The organism is Flavobacterium sp. (assembly GCF_044357305.1).
Taxonomy (GTDB): Bacteria; Bacteroidota; Bacteroidia; order Flavobacteriales; family Flavobacteriaceae; genus Flavobacterium.
Genome location: NZ_JBIKPS010000005.1, coordinates 48,731 through 68,596 on the forward strand (window position 1 = coordinate 48,731; position 19,866 = coordinate 68,596).

Sequence of the window (19,866 nt, forward strand, 5' to 3'; positions counted from 1 at the left end):
CAGATACTATTAAAAAGTAGGCTTCCATAAATTAAACATACTTAAGAATAGATTAAATATATCTTAATTTAAAATAAGGTATTTAATAATTGAGTAAATTTGCTAATAACAAAGTATATAGAAAATCAATAAATATGAAAAGGATTATCGCCTTAACATTTTTATCCTTATATCTAATTTCAACAACTGAATTGCATCAGTTATTGAAATTTCCTGCTTTGGTAGAACATTTTTCGGAACACCAACAAAAAGACAAGACTATTACGCTTTGGAAATTTCTATGCATTCACTATGCTAATGGTTCTGTTAAAGATGCAGATTATGATAAGGACTCTAAATTACCTTTCAAAACATTAGATAATTGTAATAATTCCAATCACATCATCCTTTTACCCGAACAAAAATTTTGTTTTACTACTATTTCGCTTCCTTCTGAAAAGAAAGTTATTAGCAAATATTACCCTCGTTTTACCAATGCTACTTTTCTAAAATCTATTTGGCAACCACCTAAATTTAGTTAATTTTTTCATTTAAATAATCGCTTCAAATACTTGATTATTTGTGCCTTTATATGTTTAAAGATTTCAAAAATTAATTAATATTGATATGCTAAATAAAATAATTGAGTTTTCTATTAAGAACAAACTCATAGTTGGATTGTTTACCCTTGTTTTGCTTTTTTATGGCATCTACCAAGTTACAAAATTACCTATTGATGCCGTTCCGGATATTACCAACAATCAAGTTCAGGTCATTACTATTGCTCCTTCTTTTGGTGCAACCGATATTGAACGATTGGTTACTTTTCCGATAGAACAAGCCAATAACAACATTTCTGGATTAAAAGAAATTAGAAGTTTTTCTCGTTTCGGATTGTCCTTAGTTACCATCGTTTTTGATGACGAAACCGATATTTATTGGGCTCGACAACAAGTTGCAGAACGATTGCAAAAAGTGCAAACCCAAATCCCACAAGGAATTGGCACTCCTGAACTTGGACCAGTTTCTACCGGTCTTGGAGAAATCTACCAATATGTGGTTCGACCTGAAAAAGGGTATGAAAAACAATACAACGAAACCGAATTACGAACCATTCAAGATTGGATTGTAAGAAGACAATTACTTGGCGTTAAAGGAGTTGCCGAAGTAAGCAGTTTTGGTGGGAAATTGAAACAATATGAAATCGCAATAAATCCTAACAAACTACAATCGTATGGATTAACCATCAGCGACGTATTTACAGCAGTAGAAAAAAACAACCAAAATACCGGTGGATCGTATATTGAAAAAGGAGCAACTTCTTTATTTATTAGAAGTGAAGGCCTTATTGGTAAAATTGAAGATATCGAAAATATCGCTATAAAATCTACTGCAAGCGGAACGCCTCTTTTTATTAGAGATGTTGCAGAAGTTAAAATTGGTTTCGCAACCCGTTATGGTGCAATGACTTATAATGATCAAGGCGAAGTTTCTGGTGCCGTGGTAATGATGCTAAAAGGTGCCAACAGTAGCGATGTTATTAAAAATGTAAAAGAACGAGTGGCTCAAATTCAGAAAACATTACCCAAAGGTGTTGTTATTGAACCCTTTCTGGATCGCACTAAAATGGTGAATAACGCCATCGGAACTGTAGAAAAAAACTTATTGGAAGGTGCCTTAATCGTAATTTTCGTTTTAGTTGTTTTCCTTGGAAATTTCAGAGCCGGATTATTAGTGGCTTCGGTAATTCCGTTAGCAATGTTATTTGCAATTATTCTGATGAATACATTTGGTGTAAGCGGAAACCTTATGAGTTTAGGAGCACTTGATTTTGGATTAATTGTAGATGGTGCCGTTATTATTGTAGAAGCGGTAATGCACCAATTAAGCCACAGTAAAAAACTCAAAAACGAAAGTGAGTTATCGCAAAAGAAAATGGATAAAGAAGTGCAAACTTCTTCTAGCAAAATGATGAATAGTGCTGTTTTTGGTCAAATTATAATCTTAATTGTGTACCTTCCCATCTTCACGCTGCAAGGAATTGAGGGAAAAATGTTTAAACCAATGGCGCAAACGGTTGCTTTTGCATTATTAGGTGCTTTTATTTTATCGCTAACTTACATCCCAATGATGAGTGCATTATTTTTGAGTAAAAAAGTAAAACACGAGCCAAATCTTTCGGATAAAATAATGATAAAAATAGAAATGAGATACCAACATTTGCTTCAAAAAATATTAAATTATCCTAAAATAGTAATCTCTTCAGTGGTTACCTTGTTTATTCTTGCAGTAATTACCCTTACAACTTTGGGAGGTGAATTCATTCCTGCTTTAGAAGAAGGCGATTTTGCTGTAGACACCAGAGTGCTCACCGGAAGTAATTTGAACACCACTATTGAAAGTACCCAAAAAGCGGCACACATATTAAAAACTCAATTTCCAGAAGTTGAAAAAGTAGTCACCAAAATAGGTAGCGGGGAAGTTCCAACCGATCCAATGGCGATGGATGCCAGCGATATGATTGTGGTGATGAAAGACAAAAAAGAATGGACATCGGCAAAAACTTTTGATGAAATGGCAGCAAAAATGGGAAAAGCGCTAGAAAACGTTCCCGGAATTACAACTGGATTTCAATATCCGGTTCAGATGCGTTTTAACGAATTGATGACGGGTGCCAGACAAGATGTTGTTTGCAAAATATTTGGTGAAAATCTAGATACTTTGGCAGTATACGCTCAAAAATTAGGGAAAATTGTAAACACTGTTGAAGGTACGCAAAACCTCTATATTGAGCCCGTTACCGGAATGCCTCAAGTGGTTATTGAATACAACCGAAACATTATTGCGCAATACCATCTTACTATTGATGATATTAACAAAGTGATAAATACGGCTTTTGCAGGTCAAAGTACTGGGTTGGTTTTTGAAGGCGAAAAACGTTTTGATTTAGTGGTTCGTCTTAACAATAACCAACGAAAAGATATTGAAGACGTTCAGAATTTACTAATTCCGACGCCACAAGGAACTCAAATTCCGCTATCGCAATTGGCAAATGTTGAAATTAAAAACGGTCCCAATCAAATACAACGAGAAGATGCTAAACGCAGAATTGTTGTTGGTTTTAATGTGAGAGGTCGCGATGTGCAAAGCATTGTAAACGAATTACAACAAAAAGCCGACAAACAAATCAAATATCCTTCTGGGTATTACACTACTTATGGCGGTGCATTTGAAAATTTAAACAAAGCAAAAGATCGGTTAATGATTGCCGTTCCGGTATCGTTATTTCTAATATTTTTATTACTGTTTTTTGCTTTTAATTCGGTGAAACATGGATTGCTAATTTATTCTGCAATTCCGCTTTCAGCCATTGGAGGAATATTCTTTTTGGCCTTGCGCGGAATGCCTTTTAGCATTAGTGCGGGAGTTGGATTTATAGCCTTATTTGGAGTCGCCGTTTTGAACGGAATTGTATTAATTTCGGAGTTTAACCAATTAAAATCGGAAGGAATGACTGATTTACATCGAATTGTTTTAATGGGAACCAAAGTACGTTTACGCCCCGTATTAATGACTGCTTTTGTAGCATCTTTAGGATTTTTACCAATGGCGGTTAGTAATGGCGCAGGTGCCGAAGTGCAACGACCATTAGCAACGGTGGTAATTGGAGGCTTGATGATAGCAACATTTTTAACGCTATTCGTGCTCCCTATATTATATGTTACTTTTGAAAAAGGATTTAGTAAAAAATAATTTAGACATTTAAAATAATCCCGCAGAGTTCCCATAAACTCACAGAAAAATTAAAGTCTGCGAAAATCTGTGAACTCTGCGGGAGAAAAAAAATATATTTGATATAAAAAAAAGCCCATAGAGTTCGCAGAAACTCACAGAAAAATTAAACTCTGCGAAAATCTGTGAACTCTGCGGGAGAAAAAAAATATATTAGATAAAAAAATCCCGCAGAATTCGCAGAAAAGCGCAGAAAAATTAAACTCTGCGAAAATCTGTGAACTCTGCGGGAGATAAAACAAAAATATATTTGTTAAAAAAAAATCCCGCAGAATTCGCAGAAACTCGCAGAAAAATTTAAGGTTTGCGATATTCTGTGTATTCTGCGGGAGGAAAAAGTAAAAAGTAAACAATTATGAAAGAAAACGAAATTTCATATACAATTAGAGGTGCCATTTTCAAAGTATATAGAGAACTTGGACCGGGTTTATTAGAATCGGTTTATGAAGCAGCACTTTTATACCAATTAAAAAAAGATGGTTTAGAAGCCAAATCTCAAGTTCCTATTCCTGTAATTTATGACGGACAAGAGCTAAACATTGGTTTTCGAATAGATATTTTAGTTGAAAATAAAGTTATCGTAGAAATTAAGTCGGTGGAAGAATTATCTCGTATGCATCACAAACAAGTATTAACTTATTTAAAATTAACAAAACTAAAACTCGGAATTTTAGTGAACTTTAATTCCGATAATGTAATAAATTCCATTTTTAGAAAAGTAAACAATTTATGAAAAATAAAAAAAAAAATTTAATTTCGGCGTTTCTATTTGTATTCTGCGGAATATTAAATGCTCAAACGCCTTATACTATACAAACAGCAATAGAAACCGCATTGAAAAATAATTCAAGCATTAAAAGTGAACGATTGAAAGCAGATTATCAGCAAAAATTAATTAAATCGGCAACAAATATTCCAGCAACAAATATCGTTGCGGATTATGGTCAAATTAATAGTTTTTACAATGACAATCGCTTTGGGATTTCGCAATCGTTTAACTTTCCAACGGTGTATAGCCGACAAAAAAAACTGTTTAAAGAAGAATGGCAAACGGCTACCTTAAACGTTTCTATGAAAGAAGCGGAACTTAAAAAAGCAGTTTCACAAAGTTTTTACACCTTAGTTTATTTGTATGAAAAAGAGAAACTTTTGCAAAAGAGTGATACTATATTTTCGGAATTTTTAAAAAAATCGAATTTAAGATTTCAAAAAGGAGAAAGTAATATTTTGGAGAAAACTACTGCCGAAACCCAACGTGGCAACATTCAGTTGCAATTAATTCAGTTGCAACAAGAAAAAGAAGTTGTGAAGAGTCAGTTTCAATTGCTTTTAAATTCGGATACCGATTTTATTCCTAAAGCGGAAAATTTGAAATTAATTTTAGATACAACTATCGATAGCACTTTGGTGGCGCAACATCCAAATCTTAAAGTTTTAGAGCAACAAAAGAAAGCAAGTTTGGCTTCGACTAAATTAGAAAAATCGAAATTATTACCCAGTTTTACTCTTGGCTACAACAATACTTCTATAACTGGAACTGGGGCTAATGATGTGGTTTATGATAAATCGGTAAGATTTCAATCGGCTCAAGTTGGACTTGGCATTCCGATTTTTGGAGGATCTCAAAAAGCAAAAATAGCGGCTTCCAAAATAGGAGAAAGTATTTCTGAAAATGAATTCCAAAGAGAAAAATTGTTGCTACAGATGCAATTTCAAAATGCACTTTCGCAACACCAAAGTAACTTAGAAAAATTAGATTATTTTGAAAAAACAGCACTTCCAAATGCTAAAATAATTATTGAAACTGCTAATAAACAATTTTATAACGGTGACATTAATTATCTGGATTGGGTACTACTTGCCAACCAAAGCATTACTATTAAAAGTAATTATATTGATGCTGTCATACAACATAATGAAATAATTATCCAACTTAATTACCTTACTTCAAAACAATAATAATGAAAAATATATTAATAATTTCAAGTCTAATGTTACTTCTTATGGGGTGTAATTCCAAGAAAGAAGAACAAACTGTGGATGCTAATGCCAATACAAATTTAGTTTCCATCACTGAGGCACAATTAAAAAATGCTACGATCGAAATTGGAAAACTAGAAAAAAAGAGCATTTCATCTCTCTTAAAAGTAACCGGGAAAATAGATGTTCCCCCACAAAATATGGTTTCGGTGAGTATGCCTCTTGGTGGTTATTTAACCTCAACAAAATTATTGCCTGGCTTGCATATTGCAAAAGGAGAAATCATTGCAACTATGGAAGACCAACAATACGTTCAATTGCAACAGGATTATTTGACTACAAAATCGAAATTATATTTTGCAGAAAAAGAATACCAACGTCAAAAAGAACTGAATCAAAGTCAGGCAAGTAGCGATAAAGTTTTCCAACAAGCCGATGCCGAATACAAAACCTTAAGAATTACGTTAAGTGCTTTGGCAGAAAAACTGCGTTTGATTAGTGTTAATCCGAATTCGCTTTCGGAAAAAAATATTTCTAAAAGCGTCAATATTTATGCGCCTATAAATGGTTTTGTATCGAAAGTAAATATCAATATTGGAAAATATGTAAATCCGTCCGACGTTTTATTTGAATTAATTAATCCATCCGATATTCATTTGAATTTAAAAATATTTGAAAAAGACATCACAAAATTAGCAATTGGTCAAAAATTGATGGCTTATACCAACAACCAGCCGGATAAAAAACATGCTTGTGAAATTCTTTTAATTAGTAAGGATTTATCAATTGACGAACATTCGGCAGATGTACATTGTCATTTTGAAAATTACGACAAAACATTATTGCCTGGAATGTATATGAATGCAGAGATAAATGTGAAAAGTGAGAATGTTTTAACACTTCCAAAAGACGCAGTAGTGAATTTTGAAGGAAAAGAATATATTTTTGTTGTTTTAAACAAAAATCAGTTTCAAATGACCGAGGTAAAAACCGGTAATTCAGAAAACGGATTTATTGAAATTTTAGATAATGACCAATTAACTGAAAATTCCATTGTTACCAATGGAGCCTATACACTATTAATGAAATTAAAAAATAAAGCCGATGAGTAATTACTAAATATTTCAAAAGATATTTTGAGTTTTTTAAATTATTATACTATAAAAAAAGCACGATAAGAATAGCCCTAAAAAAAACCTTAATCAAAGTTGTAATACTTTGATAAAGGTTTTTAATTTTTACAGATTATTTACATTTTTGTAATAATAAACTCACTTCTTCTGTTCAATTGATGCTCGGTTTCGGTACATTTCACACCATCGCTGCAGCCATTTACCAATTGGGTTTCGCCATAACCTTTATAGGTTAATCTATAAGCATTGATTCCGTTTTTAACCAACCAATCAAAGGTAGATTTTGCTCTTCTCTCAGACAATACTTGATTGTATTTATGAGAATGACGACAATCGGTATGAGATCGAATATCTACTTGAATTGTGGCATATTTTCTTAAGTAAGTAGCAATTTTTTCTAATTCCAAAGCTGCATCTGGACGAATATAATATTTATCCAAATCAAAATAAATTGTATTAAGTTCTAGTTTTATTGCTAAATCATCGCCTTTTACTACTATTTTATCCAATGCTATATCTAAGGTTGTTTTTCCATTTTTAGAAGGAATTGTAACTGGTTCTTCCTTTGTGTTATAACCTTCTTTTTCAGCTTTAACATAATAGGTTTTTCCACAATTTACATCAAAAGAATAAGCCCCATTTGCATCCGTTTGTATTTCTTTTATTTTAACAAAATGATCGTCACTTAAAGTTATTTTTGAGTTAGCAATATTTTTATAAGTATCGGCATCAGTAACGACACCAGTTAAACTTTGCTCACAAATTAATCGTTTCGTTTCCACAAAATTGTAAATATCATCTAAGCCTTTTCCTCCAGGTCTATTGGAACTCAAGTACCCTTTTCTAGTAGTAGTATCAATTATATAAGCAAAATCATCATCACTAGAATTTGCGGGAGCACCAATATTAATTGGCTCCTGAAATATATTGTATTTGTTTAATTTAGAAACAAAAATATCATAACCTCCCAACCCTAATAGTCCATCGGAAGCAAAATAAAGTTCGTTTTCATTGGTAAATGTTGGGAACGATTCACGCCCTTCGGTATTTATTTTAGGCCCTAAATTTTCAGGGGCACCAAAACTTCCATCGTCATTGATGTTCACTTTCCAAATATCCAATTGCCCATAAGTTCCTGGCATATCTGATGCAAAATACATTGTTTTTCCATCCTCACTTAATGCAGGATGTTCGGTGGAATAATTATTATCATTAAAAGGTAACTCTTTAACATCTTGCCAAGTACTATCAATAAATTTGGCTTGGTAAATTTTTAACAAAGTAATTTTATTATCGCTTTTACCTCTTTTACCATCTACATAATTATTTCTAGTAAAAAACATTGTTTTTCCATCATTAGTGAAAACTGGTGTGGATTCATGAAATCTGGAATTCAAACTTTTTGCATATTTAGTTACCTTAATTTTGCCTGATTTATCTGGAATTAAATTAGAAGAATATAAACCTGTAAAATATTGATGCGACCATTCGTGTTTTCGTTGTGCAAAATTTCCAGTATCTCTTGCTGAAGTAAAAACTATTTTATCACCTACAATTGCAGTTCCATAATCGACATATTTTGAATTAATTCCAGCATCTTCAATAATATACCTTCCAGAATTAGATTTTATTATATCTAAATAATTAGATTTATTTATGAAATTTTTACCCCTACTATCAGCTTTTGATTTTTTATGGAAAAGTAATAGCATTTCGTTTGCCTTATCATAGTTACCAATACTTTTTAGACATTGAGAATATCTAAAATAATATTCTGGTTCTACTGCTACATTTAGTGCAAAAAGTTCATTGTACCATTTAGCCGCGCTTTCTAAATTTGCATTAAAATAATAGGTATTTCCTAATTTTTTAAATAAATCAGGTGATCGATACCCTTTATTATATGCCTTTTCATATGCTTTTGCAGCATCCATATAGGAGTATTTATCGTATAATTTATTGGATTTTTTCATTAATCTGCTTTCTGCAACATTGGCATAGACGTTAAGAATCTCTTCCTTAAACTCTGAAGATAGGGTATCTAAAGTTTTATTCTCTTCCAATTGAGAATATCCATTAAAGGATAAAAAACTCAAACCTACTAAATAGATTTTTATTAAATTTTTCATGATTTTGTAGTTTTAAAAGAACAATCTTGGTGAAGTAACTTTGTTTTTATTATCAAATAATTCAAATCGCAAAAAAACTTCGTGCGAACCTGAATTGTATTTTCTCAATTTAGTAGTTTCTAAATCATAGGCATAGCCAATATACAAACCATCACTAACTTGAAATCCTGCCATGACAGAAACGGATGCATCCCATCGATATGAAGCTCCCATTACAAATTTATCATTGAACATAAAAGTTGCTGAAGCATCAACCTGCAAAGGAGTTCCTCGTTCAATCTTGGTTAATAAAGCTGGTTTAAATTTTATTTCTGGATTCAATTGATAAATATGACCTGCGATGAAATAGTAAGTTATGCTTTGAGTAAATATTTTCAAATCATTATTATTAAACCTTTTGGTGTCAATAAACTGAGGAATTGAAAACCCCAAATAGGTTTTATTGGAATGAAAATAAACTCCGGCTCCAACATTAGGATAAAATTTACTAAAATTTTGAAATTGAGGATCATTTTGATCGGTCGGATTCAACTGAGAGGCATCTAAATTCATAAAACTTCCTCTTCCTTTTACTCCAAAGGACAATTTATAGGTTTCTGAAGTTGGAATAGTATAGGAAGCATCCACCGAAATTGAATTTTCTATAGTTGGTCCAATTCTATCGTTTAAAAAAGATGCTCCTATCCCTACCCTACTATTATCAATTGGAGTATGCATAGAAAAAGCATTGGTAACGGGCGCTCCATCTATTCCAACCCATTGCGTTCGGTGTAACCCGAACAAACTTAAAACTCCCCTAGACCCAGCATAAGCAGGATTTACAGTAATAGTATTATACATGTACTGTGAATATTGTGCATCTTGTTGTGCAAACGATACAAAACTTGTAATTAAAACGAAAAACCGTATAATAGTTTTCATAAGTAGTTATTTTTAATTATTTATAGATTTTTTTATTTTAACCCAGTAATTTTAATTACTGGGTTTTTATATAGCAACTTATTTTGAAAGATAGACGTATCCTTTTTTATTTAAATATTCACCTTCACTTGTAGTATAATTTAATATATAATAATAGGTTCCTGTTGGTAATTCCATGGCTCTATCTATTGTAACTCTTCCTTCAGAAATACCTTTAAAAACTCTTGAATTATTATCGTATTGATCGGTTTCATAAACAAGTACTCCCCATCTATTATATATTTCAACCCTATTAGATGGAAAACAAATTGTGTTTTCAATATTTTCAATGTTAAAAAACTCGTTTAATCCATCATTATTTGGTGAGAATGCGTTATGAACAATAAGATCCTCTTGAGTTACAGCTACATTTTGGTTGACCGTAATACTATTTCCATGGCCATCATCAAAAGTCCAATGAACAATATAATTACCGTGTAAAGAATACGTTAACGGATCAGTAGTAGTACCTGTCAATAGCTCAGCACAATTATCGGTTGTAGTTGGTATATCAACTGTTACAGAACAAATGCCTGATATATTTGCCAACATTAGTGTCACTGGAGGCGTTGTGTCGCTTATAATCACACTTTGATTCACCGTTATAATGTTACCATTTCCATCGTTAAATGTCCAATGAATTATGTGAGTTCCTTGCGTGGTATATGTCAACGGATCAGTTGTAGTTCCGTTTATGGTTCCTGCACAATTATCTGTGGTGGTTGGTGTTACTGCCGTTGCCGAACACTGACCCGTTACATCCACTAACATTGGTGTCAATGGGTTAGTGTTATCCTGAACAATCACATTTTGATTTACATTGATACTATTTCCGTTACCATCACTAAAGGTCCAATGAATAATATGGGTTCCTTGCGTGGTATAAGTTAAAGGATCGGTTGTGGTTCCATTTATGGTTCCTGCACAATTATCGGTTGTTGTTGGAGTCGTTGCAGTTGCAGAACATTGCCCTGTAACATTGGCTAAAGTTGGTGTTACAGGATTAATCGTATCGTGTACAATCACATTTTGGTTTATAGAAATACTATTGCCATTGCCATCACTAAAAGTCCAATGAATTATGTGGGTTCCTTGCGTGGTATAAGTTAACGGATCGGTAGTAGTTCCGTTTATAGTTCCAGCACAATTATCGGTAGTTGTTGGAGTTGTTGCCGTTGCAGAACATTGTCCCGTTAGATCCACTAACATCGGGGTTATTGGATTAATAGTATCGTGTACAATCATATTCTGATTTACAGAGATACTATTGCCATTGCCATCACTAAAAGTCCAATGAATTATGTGAGTTCCTTGGGTGTTATATGTTAACGGATCGGTTGTAGTTCCATTTATTGTCCCTGCGCAATTATCCATAGTCGATGGAACTGTTGCAGTCGCAGAACATTGACCTGTAACATCGGCCAGTTCTGGTGTTTCAGGATTGATTGTGTCATCCACAATCACATTTTGATTTACTTGGATACTATTACCGTTGCCATCATTAAATGTCCAATGGATGACATGAGTTCCTTGGGTGTTATATGTTAACGGATCGGTTGTGGTTCCATTTATTGTCCCAGCACAATTATCCATAGTCGATGGAACTGTTGCAGTCGCAGAACATTGACCTGTAACATCCGCCAATTCTAGTATTTCTGGATTAGTTGTATCATCAACAATCACATTCTGATTTACTTGGATACTGTTACCGTTACCATCACTAAAAGTCCAATGGATAATATGAGTTCCTTGGGTGTTATAAGTTAACGGATCGTTGGTAGTTCCTAAAATTGGCATTATTGACATTTCAGAACAATTATCGTATGTAGAAGGAACTGGAGCTGTAGCAGAGCATTGTCCTATAACATCTTCTAATACTGGTGCCATCGGAGGTGTAGTATCGTGTATAATCACATTCTGATCTACTAGAATTATATTTCCATTACCATCATTAAAAAGCCAATGGATTACAAAATTTCCTTGCATATTGTAAGTTAATGGATCTGTGGTTGTTCCAACAATAGGTAATTGAGAACAATTATCGGTTGTTGTTGGAGCAGTAGCTGTTGCATAGCATTGACTTATAATATCATTAAGTATTGGTGTGTCTGGATTGGTAGTGTCATCTACAATCACATTTTGAGTTACAGTGATGCTATTACCATTTCCATCATTAAAATGCCAATGAATTATAAATGTCCCTTGTGTAGTATAGGTTAATGGATCATTTGTGGTTCCGGAAATTGTTCCTGCGCAATTATCGGTTGTGGTTGGAACTGTAGCTGTTGCAGAACATTGTCCCGTTACATTGGCTAGCATTGGTGTTATTGGATTGGTAGTATCATCTACAATCACATTTTGATTTACAGTGATGCTATTGCCATTGCCATCGTTAAAATTCCAATGAATTACATGTGTTCCTTGCGTAGTATACGTCAATAGATCATTTGTGGTTCCGTTTATAGTTCCTGCGCAATTATCTGTGGTCGTTGGAACGGTTGCTGTTGCAGAACATTGACCCGTTACATTGGCTAACATTGGCGTTACTGGATTGGTAGTATCATCTACAATCACATTCTGATTCACAGTTATGCTATTGCCATTGCCATCACTAAAAGTCCAATGGATAATGTGTGTTCCTTGCGTAGTATACGTCAATGGATCGGTTGTAGTTCCGTTAATTGTTCCTGCGCAATTATCAGTTGTGGTTGGAACGGTTGCTGTTGCAGAACATTGACCCGTTACATTGGTTAACATTGGCGTTACTGGATTGGTAGTATCATCTACAATCACATTCTGATTCACAGTGATGCTATTGCCATTGCCATCACTAAAAGTCCAATGGATAATATGAGTTCCTTGTGTAGTATACGTCAATGGATCATTTGTGGTTCCAGAAATTGTTCCTGCACAATTATCGGTTGTGGTTGGAACGGTTGCTGTTGCAGAACATTGACCCGTTACATTAGCTAACATTGGCGTTACTGGATTGGTTGTATCGTGAACAATCACATTCTGATTCACAGTTATACTATTGCCATTGCCATCACTAAAAGTCCAATGGATAATATGAGTTCCTTGTGTAATATAAGTCAACGGATCATTTGTGGTTACAGAAATTGTTCCTGCACAATTATCGGTTGTTGTTGGTGTCGTTGCTGTTGCAGAACATTGACCCGTTACATTAGCTAACATTGGTGTTATTGGATTTGTAGTATCGTGAACAATCACATTCTGATTTACAGAGATACTATTGCCATTGCCATCGTTAAAAGTCCAATGGATAATGTGTGTTCCTTGCGTAGTATACGTCAATGGATCATTTGTGGTTCCAGAAATTGTTCCTGCGCAATTATCTGTGGTCGTTGGAACGGTTGCCGTTGCTGAACATTGACCTGTTACATTGGCTAACATTGGTGTTATTGGATTAATCGTATCGTGAACAATCACATTCTGATTCACAGTGATGCTATTTCCATTGCCGTCACTAAAAGTCCAATGAATTACATGTGTTCCTTGTGTAGTATACGTCAACGGATCGGTTGTAGTTCCGTTAATTGTTCCTGCGCAATTATCGGTTGTTGTTGGTGTCGTTGCTGTTGCAGAACATTGACCCGTTACATTGGCTAACATTGGCGTTACTGGATTGGTAGTATCATCTACAATCACATTCTGATTCACAGTTATGCTATTGCCATTGCCATCACTAAAAGTCCAATGGATAATGTGTGTTCCTTGCGTAGTATACGTCAATGGATCATTTGTGGTTCCAGAAATTGTTCCTGCACAATTATCGGTTGTTGTTGGTGTCGTTGCTGTTGCAGAACATTGACCCGTTACATTAGCTAACATTGGCGTTACTGGATTGGTTGTATCGTGAACAATCACATTCTGATTCACAGTTATACTATTGCCATTGCCATCACTAAAAGTCCAATGGATAATATGAGTTCCTTGTGTAATATAAGTCAACGGATCATTTGTGGTTCCAGAAATTGTTCCTGCACAATTATCGGTTGTTGTTGGTGTCGTTGCTGTTGCAGAACATTGACCCGTTACATTAGCTAACATTGGTGTTACTGGATTGGTATTATCGTGAACAATCACATTCTGATTCACAGTGATGCTATTGCCATTGCCATCGTTAAAATTCCAATGAATTACATGTGTTCCTTGCGTAGTATACGTCAATGGATCATTTGTGGTTCCAGAAATTGTTCCTGCACAATTATCGGTTGTGGTTGGAACGGTTGCTGTTGCAGAACATTGTCCCGTTACATTGGCTAACATTGGTGTTATTGGATTAATAGTATCGTGAACAATCACATTCTGATTTACAGTAATACTATTGCCATTGCCATCACTAAAAGTCCAATGGATAATGTGTGTTCCTTGCGTAGTATACGTCAATGGATCATTTGTGGTTCCAGAAATTGTTCCTGTACAATTATCGGTTGTTGTTGGTGTCGTTGCTGTTGCAGAACATTGTCCCGTTACATTGGCTAACATTGGCGTTACTGGATTGGTAGTATCATCTACAATCACATTTTGATTTACAGTTATACTATTGCCATTGCCATCACTAAAAGTCCAATGGATAATATGAGTGCCTTGCGTAGTATACGTCAATGGATCATTTGTGGTTCCGGAAATTGTTCCAGCGCAATTATCGGTTGTATTTGGAACGGTTGCTGTTGCAGAACATTGTCCCGTTACATTGGCTAACATTGGCGTTACTGGATTGGTAGTATCATCTACAATCACATTTTGATTTACAGTGATGCTATTGCCATTGCCATCGTTAAAATTCCAATGAATTACATGTGTTCCTTGCGTAGTATACGTCAATGGATCATTTGTGGTTCCAGAAATTGTTCCTGTACAATTATCGGTTGTTGTTGGTGTCGTTGCAGTTGCTGAACATTGTCCCGTTACATTGGCTAACATTGGCGTTACTGGATTGGTAGTATCATCTACAATCACATTTTGATTTACAGTTATACTATTGCCATGACCATCATTAAAAGTCCAATGAATGATATGAGTGCCTTGGGTATTGTAGGATAAAGAATCAGTTGTTGAACCAGTTATTGTACCAGAACAATTATCTGAAGTGGTTGGAGTAGTTGCCGTTGCCGTACATTGACCTGTTACATTGGCTAACATTGGAACAACTGGAGGTGTTGTATCATGAACTTTCACATTCTGATTAACTTGTGTACTATTTCCATGGCCATCGACAAAAGTCCAGTGAATTATAAAATCTCCCTGGGAATTATAAGTTAAGGAATCTGAAGTAGTTCCTGCAATAGGTGTTTGTGAACAATTATCCGTTGTAGAAGGGACTGTGGCCGTTGCAGAACATTGCCCAATTACATCCGTTAATATTGGTGCTTCGGGAGGAGTCGTATCATGAATAATCACATTCTGATTCACTTGAGTGCTATTACCATGGCCATCATCAAAGTTCCAATGAATAGTAAAAATTCCTTGAGTGAAATACGTTAATGAATCAGTAGTAGTACCAGTGATCAGTGTTTGAGAACAATTATCTGTGGTAGTTGGAGTTGTTGCTGTCGCAAAACACTGACCTGTAACATCCGAAAGCATTGGCGCAACTGGAGGTGTCGTATCAAAACTTCTAATTAAATTTTGAGTAACATTAATCGTATTCAAACAAGCATCGGTTACACTATAAGTTCTAATTCTAGTTTCGGTGCATCCGTTTACTATTGGACTACCTTCGCTCACAAAGGCTACCGTTGGTGTTGAACAAGTGTCGGCTTCATCGGTTACTACATTTATATCTGGTGATGGAAAAGTTCCGTTATATCCAGTTAAAACTATAGAAGTAGGATTGCTTGCCGTTGGCAATGTAATATCTTGAATAGTAATAACTTGATTGTCACTTCCAACATTGTTGCATATATCTTTTACTCTAAAGGTTCTTGTAACCAAAATAGGACAGGAACCCGAAGTTACATCCTGATACGTTATACTCGATAGTGCAGAAGCATCAGTATAAGAACCTCCCATTTGATTAAAAACTGCTAAAGAAATAGTAGTTTCTGTTGTTGAAAATGCGGGTAAACTATTTGTAGCTATAGTTGCTGTATCACAACCTTCATAAATAGCATTAGCAGGCGCAACAACTTGAGGATTATCCGAATCCCCATTGCCAATAGTTTCACTTAGAGTTTTTTGGCAGTTATTAAAATCGGTTACAGTAACAGTATAATTACCCGCAGTTAATCCTGAAATATCTTGAGTAGTCGCTCCATTATTCCAAGCATAACTATAAGGAGGTGTTCCACCTACAACACTTAAATCTATAGAACCTGAAGCATTTCCATCACAACCTACATTAGTAGCAACTGCCGAAAGAATTAATTCTGTCGGAAGAATAATATTCTGTGTTTGAGTATTCGATAATAACTGTGCATCGGATGCTGTTAGTATTGCAGTATTTCCTGATCCAGAATAAATATGAGTTGGGTTTGCAAGAGTAGAATCGGTAATTCCATCATTATTAAAATCCCAAGCAAAAACATAAGGCGCAACTCCACCAAGAGTTGTAGAGGTAAAATGTACTGTGGTGGAAGTTCCTACTGTACATGCTTTATAAGTAAACTGAACAGCAAATGGCTTTTTTATAGCAGTATTAGGACTAAAATCACATTGCGCAGCGCTATAATCATCACACGTATAATTCTCTCCTGGATCATTATTTTCGTTCGTTTTCCAAGCAATAATAGTATTAGCGAGTGCCAGTTCCTGTCCACAAACATAATTAAATGGTCCATAAATTTGAACTTGTCCTCCACCTGGAGCAACAGTTCCTAAATCAACATTTATAAAATGATGTACCCCATTAATTATTAAATCCGCATTTAATCGAACAAAATGAATTTCAGCAGAAGAATTGGAAGTGTAATCTAACATAATATAGGCCGTACTAGTCGTTCCAGGAGTACAAGTAGTATTAGAAAGTGGTACAGAACCCGGAGTATTTGTAGCACTTAAAAATACATCATCCAAAGTAAAATTATTTGAAGTGCAATGATAATTACAATCGAATAAATTTACTTGAGAAAAAGAATGGCTTACACAAAACATAAAAATAAATACAAACGCTGTTCGTACCATTTTTGGAATTGGGAATGGATGGGTAATTTTTTTCATAATTTTTATTTTTTAAAATTTATTAAACAATAATAATTTGATAGTACGTATAATCCAACAATGCTTGAATACTTGTTATTTATCAAATAATTACTAGATTAAAGTTATTAAAGAATTATTATCAGTTTGTTATACAAAAACTTAAAAATTTAACAAGATTCTATAGAAAATAGGATTTCAAATACTAAAAATGCTATTAGTCAAAATCAGATTTAAATTTTTAATTAATCTAAAACCTTAATAACTTTTGAAAAGTCTCGTATCTATTAACCTACCATCTATTATCTAAAAATCTTATCTTTGACGCATTATAATTTTTAACTACACAAAATGTCTGACATTAAACAACTACAAGATTTCACAACGCAAGTACGAAGAGACATCCTTCGAATGGTTCACGCAGTAAATTCAGGTCACCCAGGTGGTTCTTTAGGCTGTGCCGAGTTTTTAGTAGCTTTGTACCAAAACATCCTTACCCGTAAAGAAGGTTTTGATATGGACGGAGTTGGAGAAGATTTATTTTTCCTTTCTAATGGTCATATTTCTCCTGTTTTTTATAGCGTTTTAGCTAGAAGCGGATACTTTCCGATAGCAGAATTGGCTACTTTTAGAAAACTTAACACGCGTTTGCAAGGGCATCCAACTACCCACGAAGGTCTTCCAGGCATTAGAATTGCTTCTGGATCTTTAGGTCAAGGTTTATCGGTTGCGATTGGTGCTGCTCAAGCAAAAAAACTAAACAACGACACTAATTTAATTTATGCACTTACTGGCGATGGCGAATTGCAAGAAGGTCAAAATTGGGAAGCCATCATGTATGCTGCCGCAAAAAAAATAGATACTTTAATTGCTACAGTAGATTTAAACGGAAAACAAATTGATGGATCTACCGATGAAGTATTGAATATGGGAAGCGTTCGTGCTAAATTTGAAGCATTCGGTTGGGACGTTTTAGAAATAAAGGAAGGAAACAACCTAGAAGCAATACTTGTTGGAATGAGTGAAGCCAAAGCAAGAACAGGTAACGGAAAACCAGTTTGTGTTTTATTACATACCGAAATGGGGAATGGCGTGGATTACATGATGCATACCCATGCTTGGCACGGTAAAGCACCTAACGACGAGCAATTAGCAAAAGCATTAGAACAAAACCCAGAAACTTTAGGAGATTATTAAATGCGATAAGCTATAAGCCGTATGCTTTATGCCTACTGCCTATAGCCTAAAGCCTACAGCTATTAAAAATGAAAAAATATACAAACACAGGAAGTAAAGATACCCGTTCGGGATTTGGTGCAGGAATGACCGAATTAGGACAAAAAAATGAAAACGTTGTTGCTTTATGCGCCGATTTAATAGGCTCATTAAAATTTGACGATTTCAAAAAAAATCACCCAGAACGTTTTTTCCAAATTGGAATTGCAGAAGCCAACATGATTGGAATTGCTGCCGGATTAACTATTGGAGGAAAAATTCCTTTTACAGGAACCTTTGCTAACTTTTCTACTGGAAGAGTTTACGATCAAATTCGCCAATCAGTTGCTTATTCCGATAAAAATGTAAAAATTTGTGCTTCGCATGCAGGTTTAACCCTTGGTGAAGATGGCGCAACCCACCAAATATTAGAAGATATCGGTTTAATGAAAATGCTTCCAGGAATGACGGTAATCAATACTTGTGATTACAACCAAACCAAAGCGGCTACATTAGCCATTGCAGACCACCACGGACCTGTTTACTTGCGTTTTGGAAGACCTGTAGTGCCAAACTTTATGCCATCTGATGAACCTTTCGTAATTGGGAAAGCAATCTTGCTAAACGAAGGTACCGATGTAACGATAATTGCTACCGGCCATTTAGTTTGGGAAGCATTAATTGCCGCAGAAGCATTGGAAGCAAAAGGAATATCTGCCGAAGTAATCAACATACATACTATTAAACCGTTGGATGAAGAAGAGATATTAAAATCGGTTGCTAAAACAGGTTGTGTAGTTACTGCCGAAGAACACAATATCCTTGGCGGATTAGGAGAAAGCGTTGCAAGAACCTTAGCATTAAACAATCCAAGACCACAAGAATTTGTTGCGGTTCAAGATTCATTTGGCGAAAGCGGAACTCCAGAACAATTGATGGAGAAATACAAGTTAAACAATCAAGCCATTGTAGAAGCTGTAGAACGAGTGATTAAGAGAAAGTAATTCTTTCATTCAATTATAAAACAATAAAATCCCGAAATATTTCGGGATTTTATTGTTTTCAATGCAATTGGATTTTATTCGTTATGCAAAAATGCTTTTCTATTTAAAAGCGTTTCTTCGCTTTCTACATGACTGTCATCTGGAATACAACAATCTACAGGGCATACTGCGGCACATTGTGGCTCTTCATGAAATCCTTTACATTCAGTACATTTACCAGGAACAATGTAATAAACATCATCGGAAACCGGAGTTTGGGCCGCATCCGAATCGACTTCAGTTCCATCCGGCAAAATAACTTTCCCTTTTAGTTTAGTACCGTCCTTGTAACGCCAATCGTCTGCACCTTCATATATTGCCGTATTAGGACATTCTGGCTCACAAGCGCCACAATTAATACATTCGTCTGTTATAATTATTGCCATTTTTAAATTTTAGATATTAAAATTTAGATATTAGATTTAAAAAATCTATTTTCCTAAATGATTTGTTTAATTTTGTGCAAAATTACAA

At 34.6% G+C, this 19,866-nt stretch carries 11 protein-coding genes; 7 read left to right on the forward strand and 4 right to left on the reverse strand.

Annotation, left to right across the window (positions count from 1 at the left end; all coding sequences use genetic code 11):
- The first annotated feature begins 134 nt into the window (after positions 1-134).
- From ACIQ2J_RS05300 to ACIQ2J_RS05320, 5 genes are all read left to right on the forward strand, one after another.
- Entirely contained in the window at positions 135-521 is a 387-nt protein-coding gene (locus tag ACIQ2J_RS05300) for a hypothetical protein (RefSeq protein ID WP_396167351.1), read from the forward strand.
- 85 nt (positions 522-606) lie between these two features.
- Complete coding sequence (locus ACIQ2J_RS05305; RefSeq protein ID WP_396167352.1) at positions 607-3,732, forward strand: efflux RND transporter permease subunit; 3,126 nt, start codon at positions 607-609, stop codon at positions 3,730-3,732.
- A 394-nt stretch (positions 3,733-4,126) separates the two neighbouring features.
- Entirely contained in the window at positions 4,127-4,504 is a 378-nt protein-coding gene (locus ACIQ2J_RS05310) for a GxxExxY protein (RefSeq protein ID WP_396167353.1), read from the forward strand.
- Positions 4,501-5,730 carry a TolC family protein gene (locus tag ACIQ2J_RS05315; RefSeq protein WP_396167354.1) on the forward strand — a complete coding sequence of 410 codons (1,230 nt, stop codon included), beginning with the start codon at positions 4,501-4,503 and terminating at the stop codon, positions 5,728-5,730. The genes ACIQ2J_RS05310 and ACIQ2J_RS05315 overlap by 4 nt, the downstream gene beginning before the upstream one ends.
- A 2-nt stretch (positions 5,731-5,732) precedes the next feature.
- Positions 5,733-6,863 (forward strand): efflux RND transporter periplasmic adaptor subunit, encoded by a 1,131-nt coding sequence (locus ACIQ2J_RS05320; RefSeq protein ID WP_396167355.1) that lies wholly within the window; start codon positions 5,733-5,735, stop codon positions 6,861-6,863.
- A 137-nt stretch (positions 6,864-7,000) separates the two neighbouring features.
- Here ACIQ2J_RS05320 and ACIQ2J_RS05325 read toward each other — a convergent pair whose 3' ends face one another.
- The 3 genes from ACIQ2J_RS05325 to ACIQ2J_RS05335 form a co-directional block, all read right to left on the reverse strand.
- Complete coding sequence (locus tag ACIQ2J_RS05325) at positions 7,001-9,013, reverse strand: OmpA family protein (RefSeq protein ID WP_396167357.1); 2,013 nt, start codon at positions 9,011-9,013, stop codon at positions 7,001-7,003.
- 12 nt (positions 9,014-9,025) lie between these two features.
- Positions 9,026-9,934: a type IX secretion system membrane protein PorP/SprF gene (locus ACIQ2J_RS05330; RefSeq protein ID WP_396167358.1), complete on the reverse strand. Its 909-nt coding sequence runs from the start codon at positions 9,932-9,934 to the stop codon at positions 9,026-9,028.
- Positions 9,935-10,012: 78 nt separating this feature from the next.
- Positions 10,013-17,155, reverse strand: coding sequence for a gliding motility-associated C-terminal domain-containing protein (locus tag ACIQ2J_RS05335; RefSeq protein ID WP_396167359.1), 7,143 nt, complete (start codon positions 17,153-17,155; stop codon positions 10,013-10,015).
- Positions 17,156-17,485: 330 nt separating this feature from the next.
- Between ACIQ2J_RS05335 and ACIQ2J_RS05340 the strand changes: the two genes are divergently transcribed.
- Both ACIQ2J_RS05340 and ACIQ2J_RS05345 read left to right on the forward strand, forming a co-directional pair.
- The gene (locus tag ACIQ2J_RS05340) at positions 17,486-18,331 is read left to right on the forward strand and encodes a transketolase (RefSeq protein WP_396167360.1); all 846 of its coding nucleotides are present in this window, start codon (positions 17,486-17,488) and stop codon (positions 18,329-18,331) included.
- A gap of 68 nt (positions 18,332-18,399) precedes the next feature.
- A complete protein-coding gene (locus tag ACIQ2J_RS05345) occupies positions 18,400-19,353 on the forward strand; it encodes a transketolase family protein (protein WP_396167361.1) in 954 nt (317 codons plus the stop codon).
- 74 nt (positions 19,354-19,427) lie between these two features.
- Here ACIQ2J_RS05345 and ACIQ2J_RS05350 read toward each other — a convergent pair whose 3' ends face one another.
- Entirely contained in the window at positions 19,428-19,778 is a 351-nt protein-coding gene (locus ACIQ2J_RS05350; RefSeq protein WP_396167362.1) for a 4Fe-4S dicluster domain-containing protein, read from the reverse strand.
- Positions 19,779-19,866 lie beyond the last annotated feature (88 nt).

Excerpts from the sequence above, each read along its gene's own strand:
- ACIQ2J_RS05300 (WP_396167351.1), top strand. The coding sequence starts at position 135 with ATGAAAAGGATTATCGCCTTAACATTTTTATCCTTATATCTAATTTCA.
- ACIQ2J_RS05305 (WP_396167352.1), top strand. The coding sequence starts at position 607 with ATGCTAAATAAAATAATTGAGTTTTCTATTAAGAACAAACTCATAGTT.
- ACIQ2J_RS05310 (WP_396167353.1), top strand. The coding sequence starts at position 4,127 with ATGAAAGAAAACGAAATTTCATATACAATTAGAGGTGCCATTTTCAAA.
- ACIQ2J_RS05315 (WP_396167354.1), top strand. The coding sequence starts at position 4,501 with ATGAAAAATAAAAAAAAAAATTTAATTTCGGCGTTTCTATTTGTATTC.
- ACIQ2J_RS05320 (WP_396167355.1), top strand. The coding sequence starts at position 5,733 with ATGAAAAATATATTAATAATTTCAAGTCTAATGTTACTTCTTATGGGG.
- ACIQ2J_RS05325 (WP_396167357.1), bottom strand. The coding sequence starts at position 9,013 with ATGAAAAATTTAATAAAAATCTATTTAGTAGGTTTGAGTTTTTTATCC.
- ACIQ2J_RS05330 (WP_396167358.1), bottom strand. The coding sequence starts at position 9,934 with ATGAAAACTATTATACGGTTTTTCGTTTTAATTACAAGTTTTGTATCG.
- ACIQ2J_RS05335 (WP_396167359.1), bottom strand. The coding sequence starts at position 17,155 with ATGAAAAAAATTACCCATCCATTCCCAATTCCAAAAATGGTACGAACA.
- ACIQ2J_RS05340 (WP_396167360.1), top strand. The coding sequence starts at position 17,486 with ATGTCTGACATTAAACAACTACAAGATTTCACAACGCAAGTACGAAGA.
- ACIQ2J_RS05345 (WP_396167361.1), top strand. The coding sequence starts at position 18,400 with ATGAAAAAATATACAAACACAGGAAGTAAAGATACCCGTTCGGGATTT.
- ACIQ2J_RS05350 (WP_396167362.1), bottom strand. The coding sequence starts at position 19,778 with ATGGCAATAATTATAACAGACGAATGTATTAATTGTGGCGCTTGTGAG.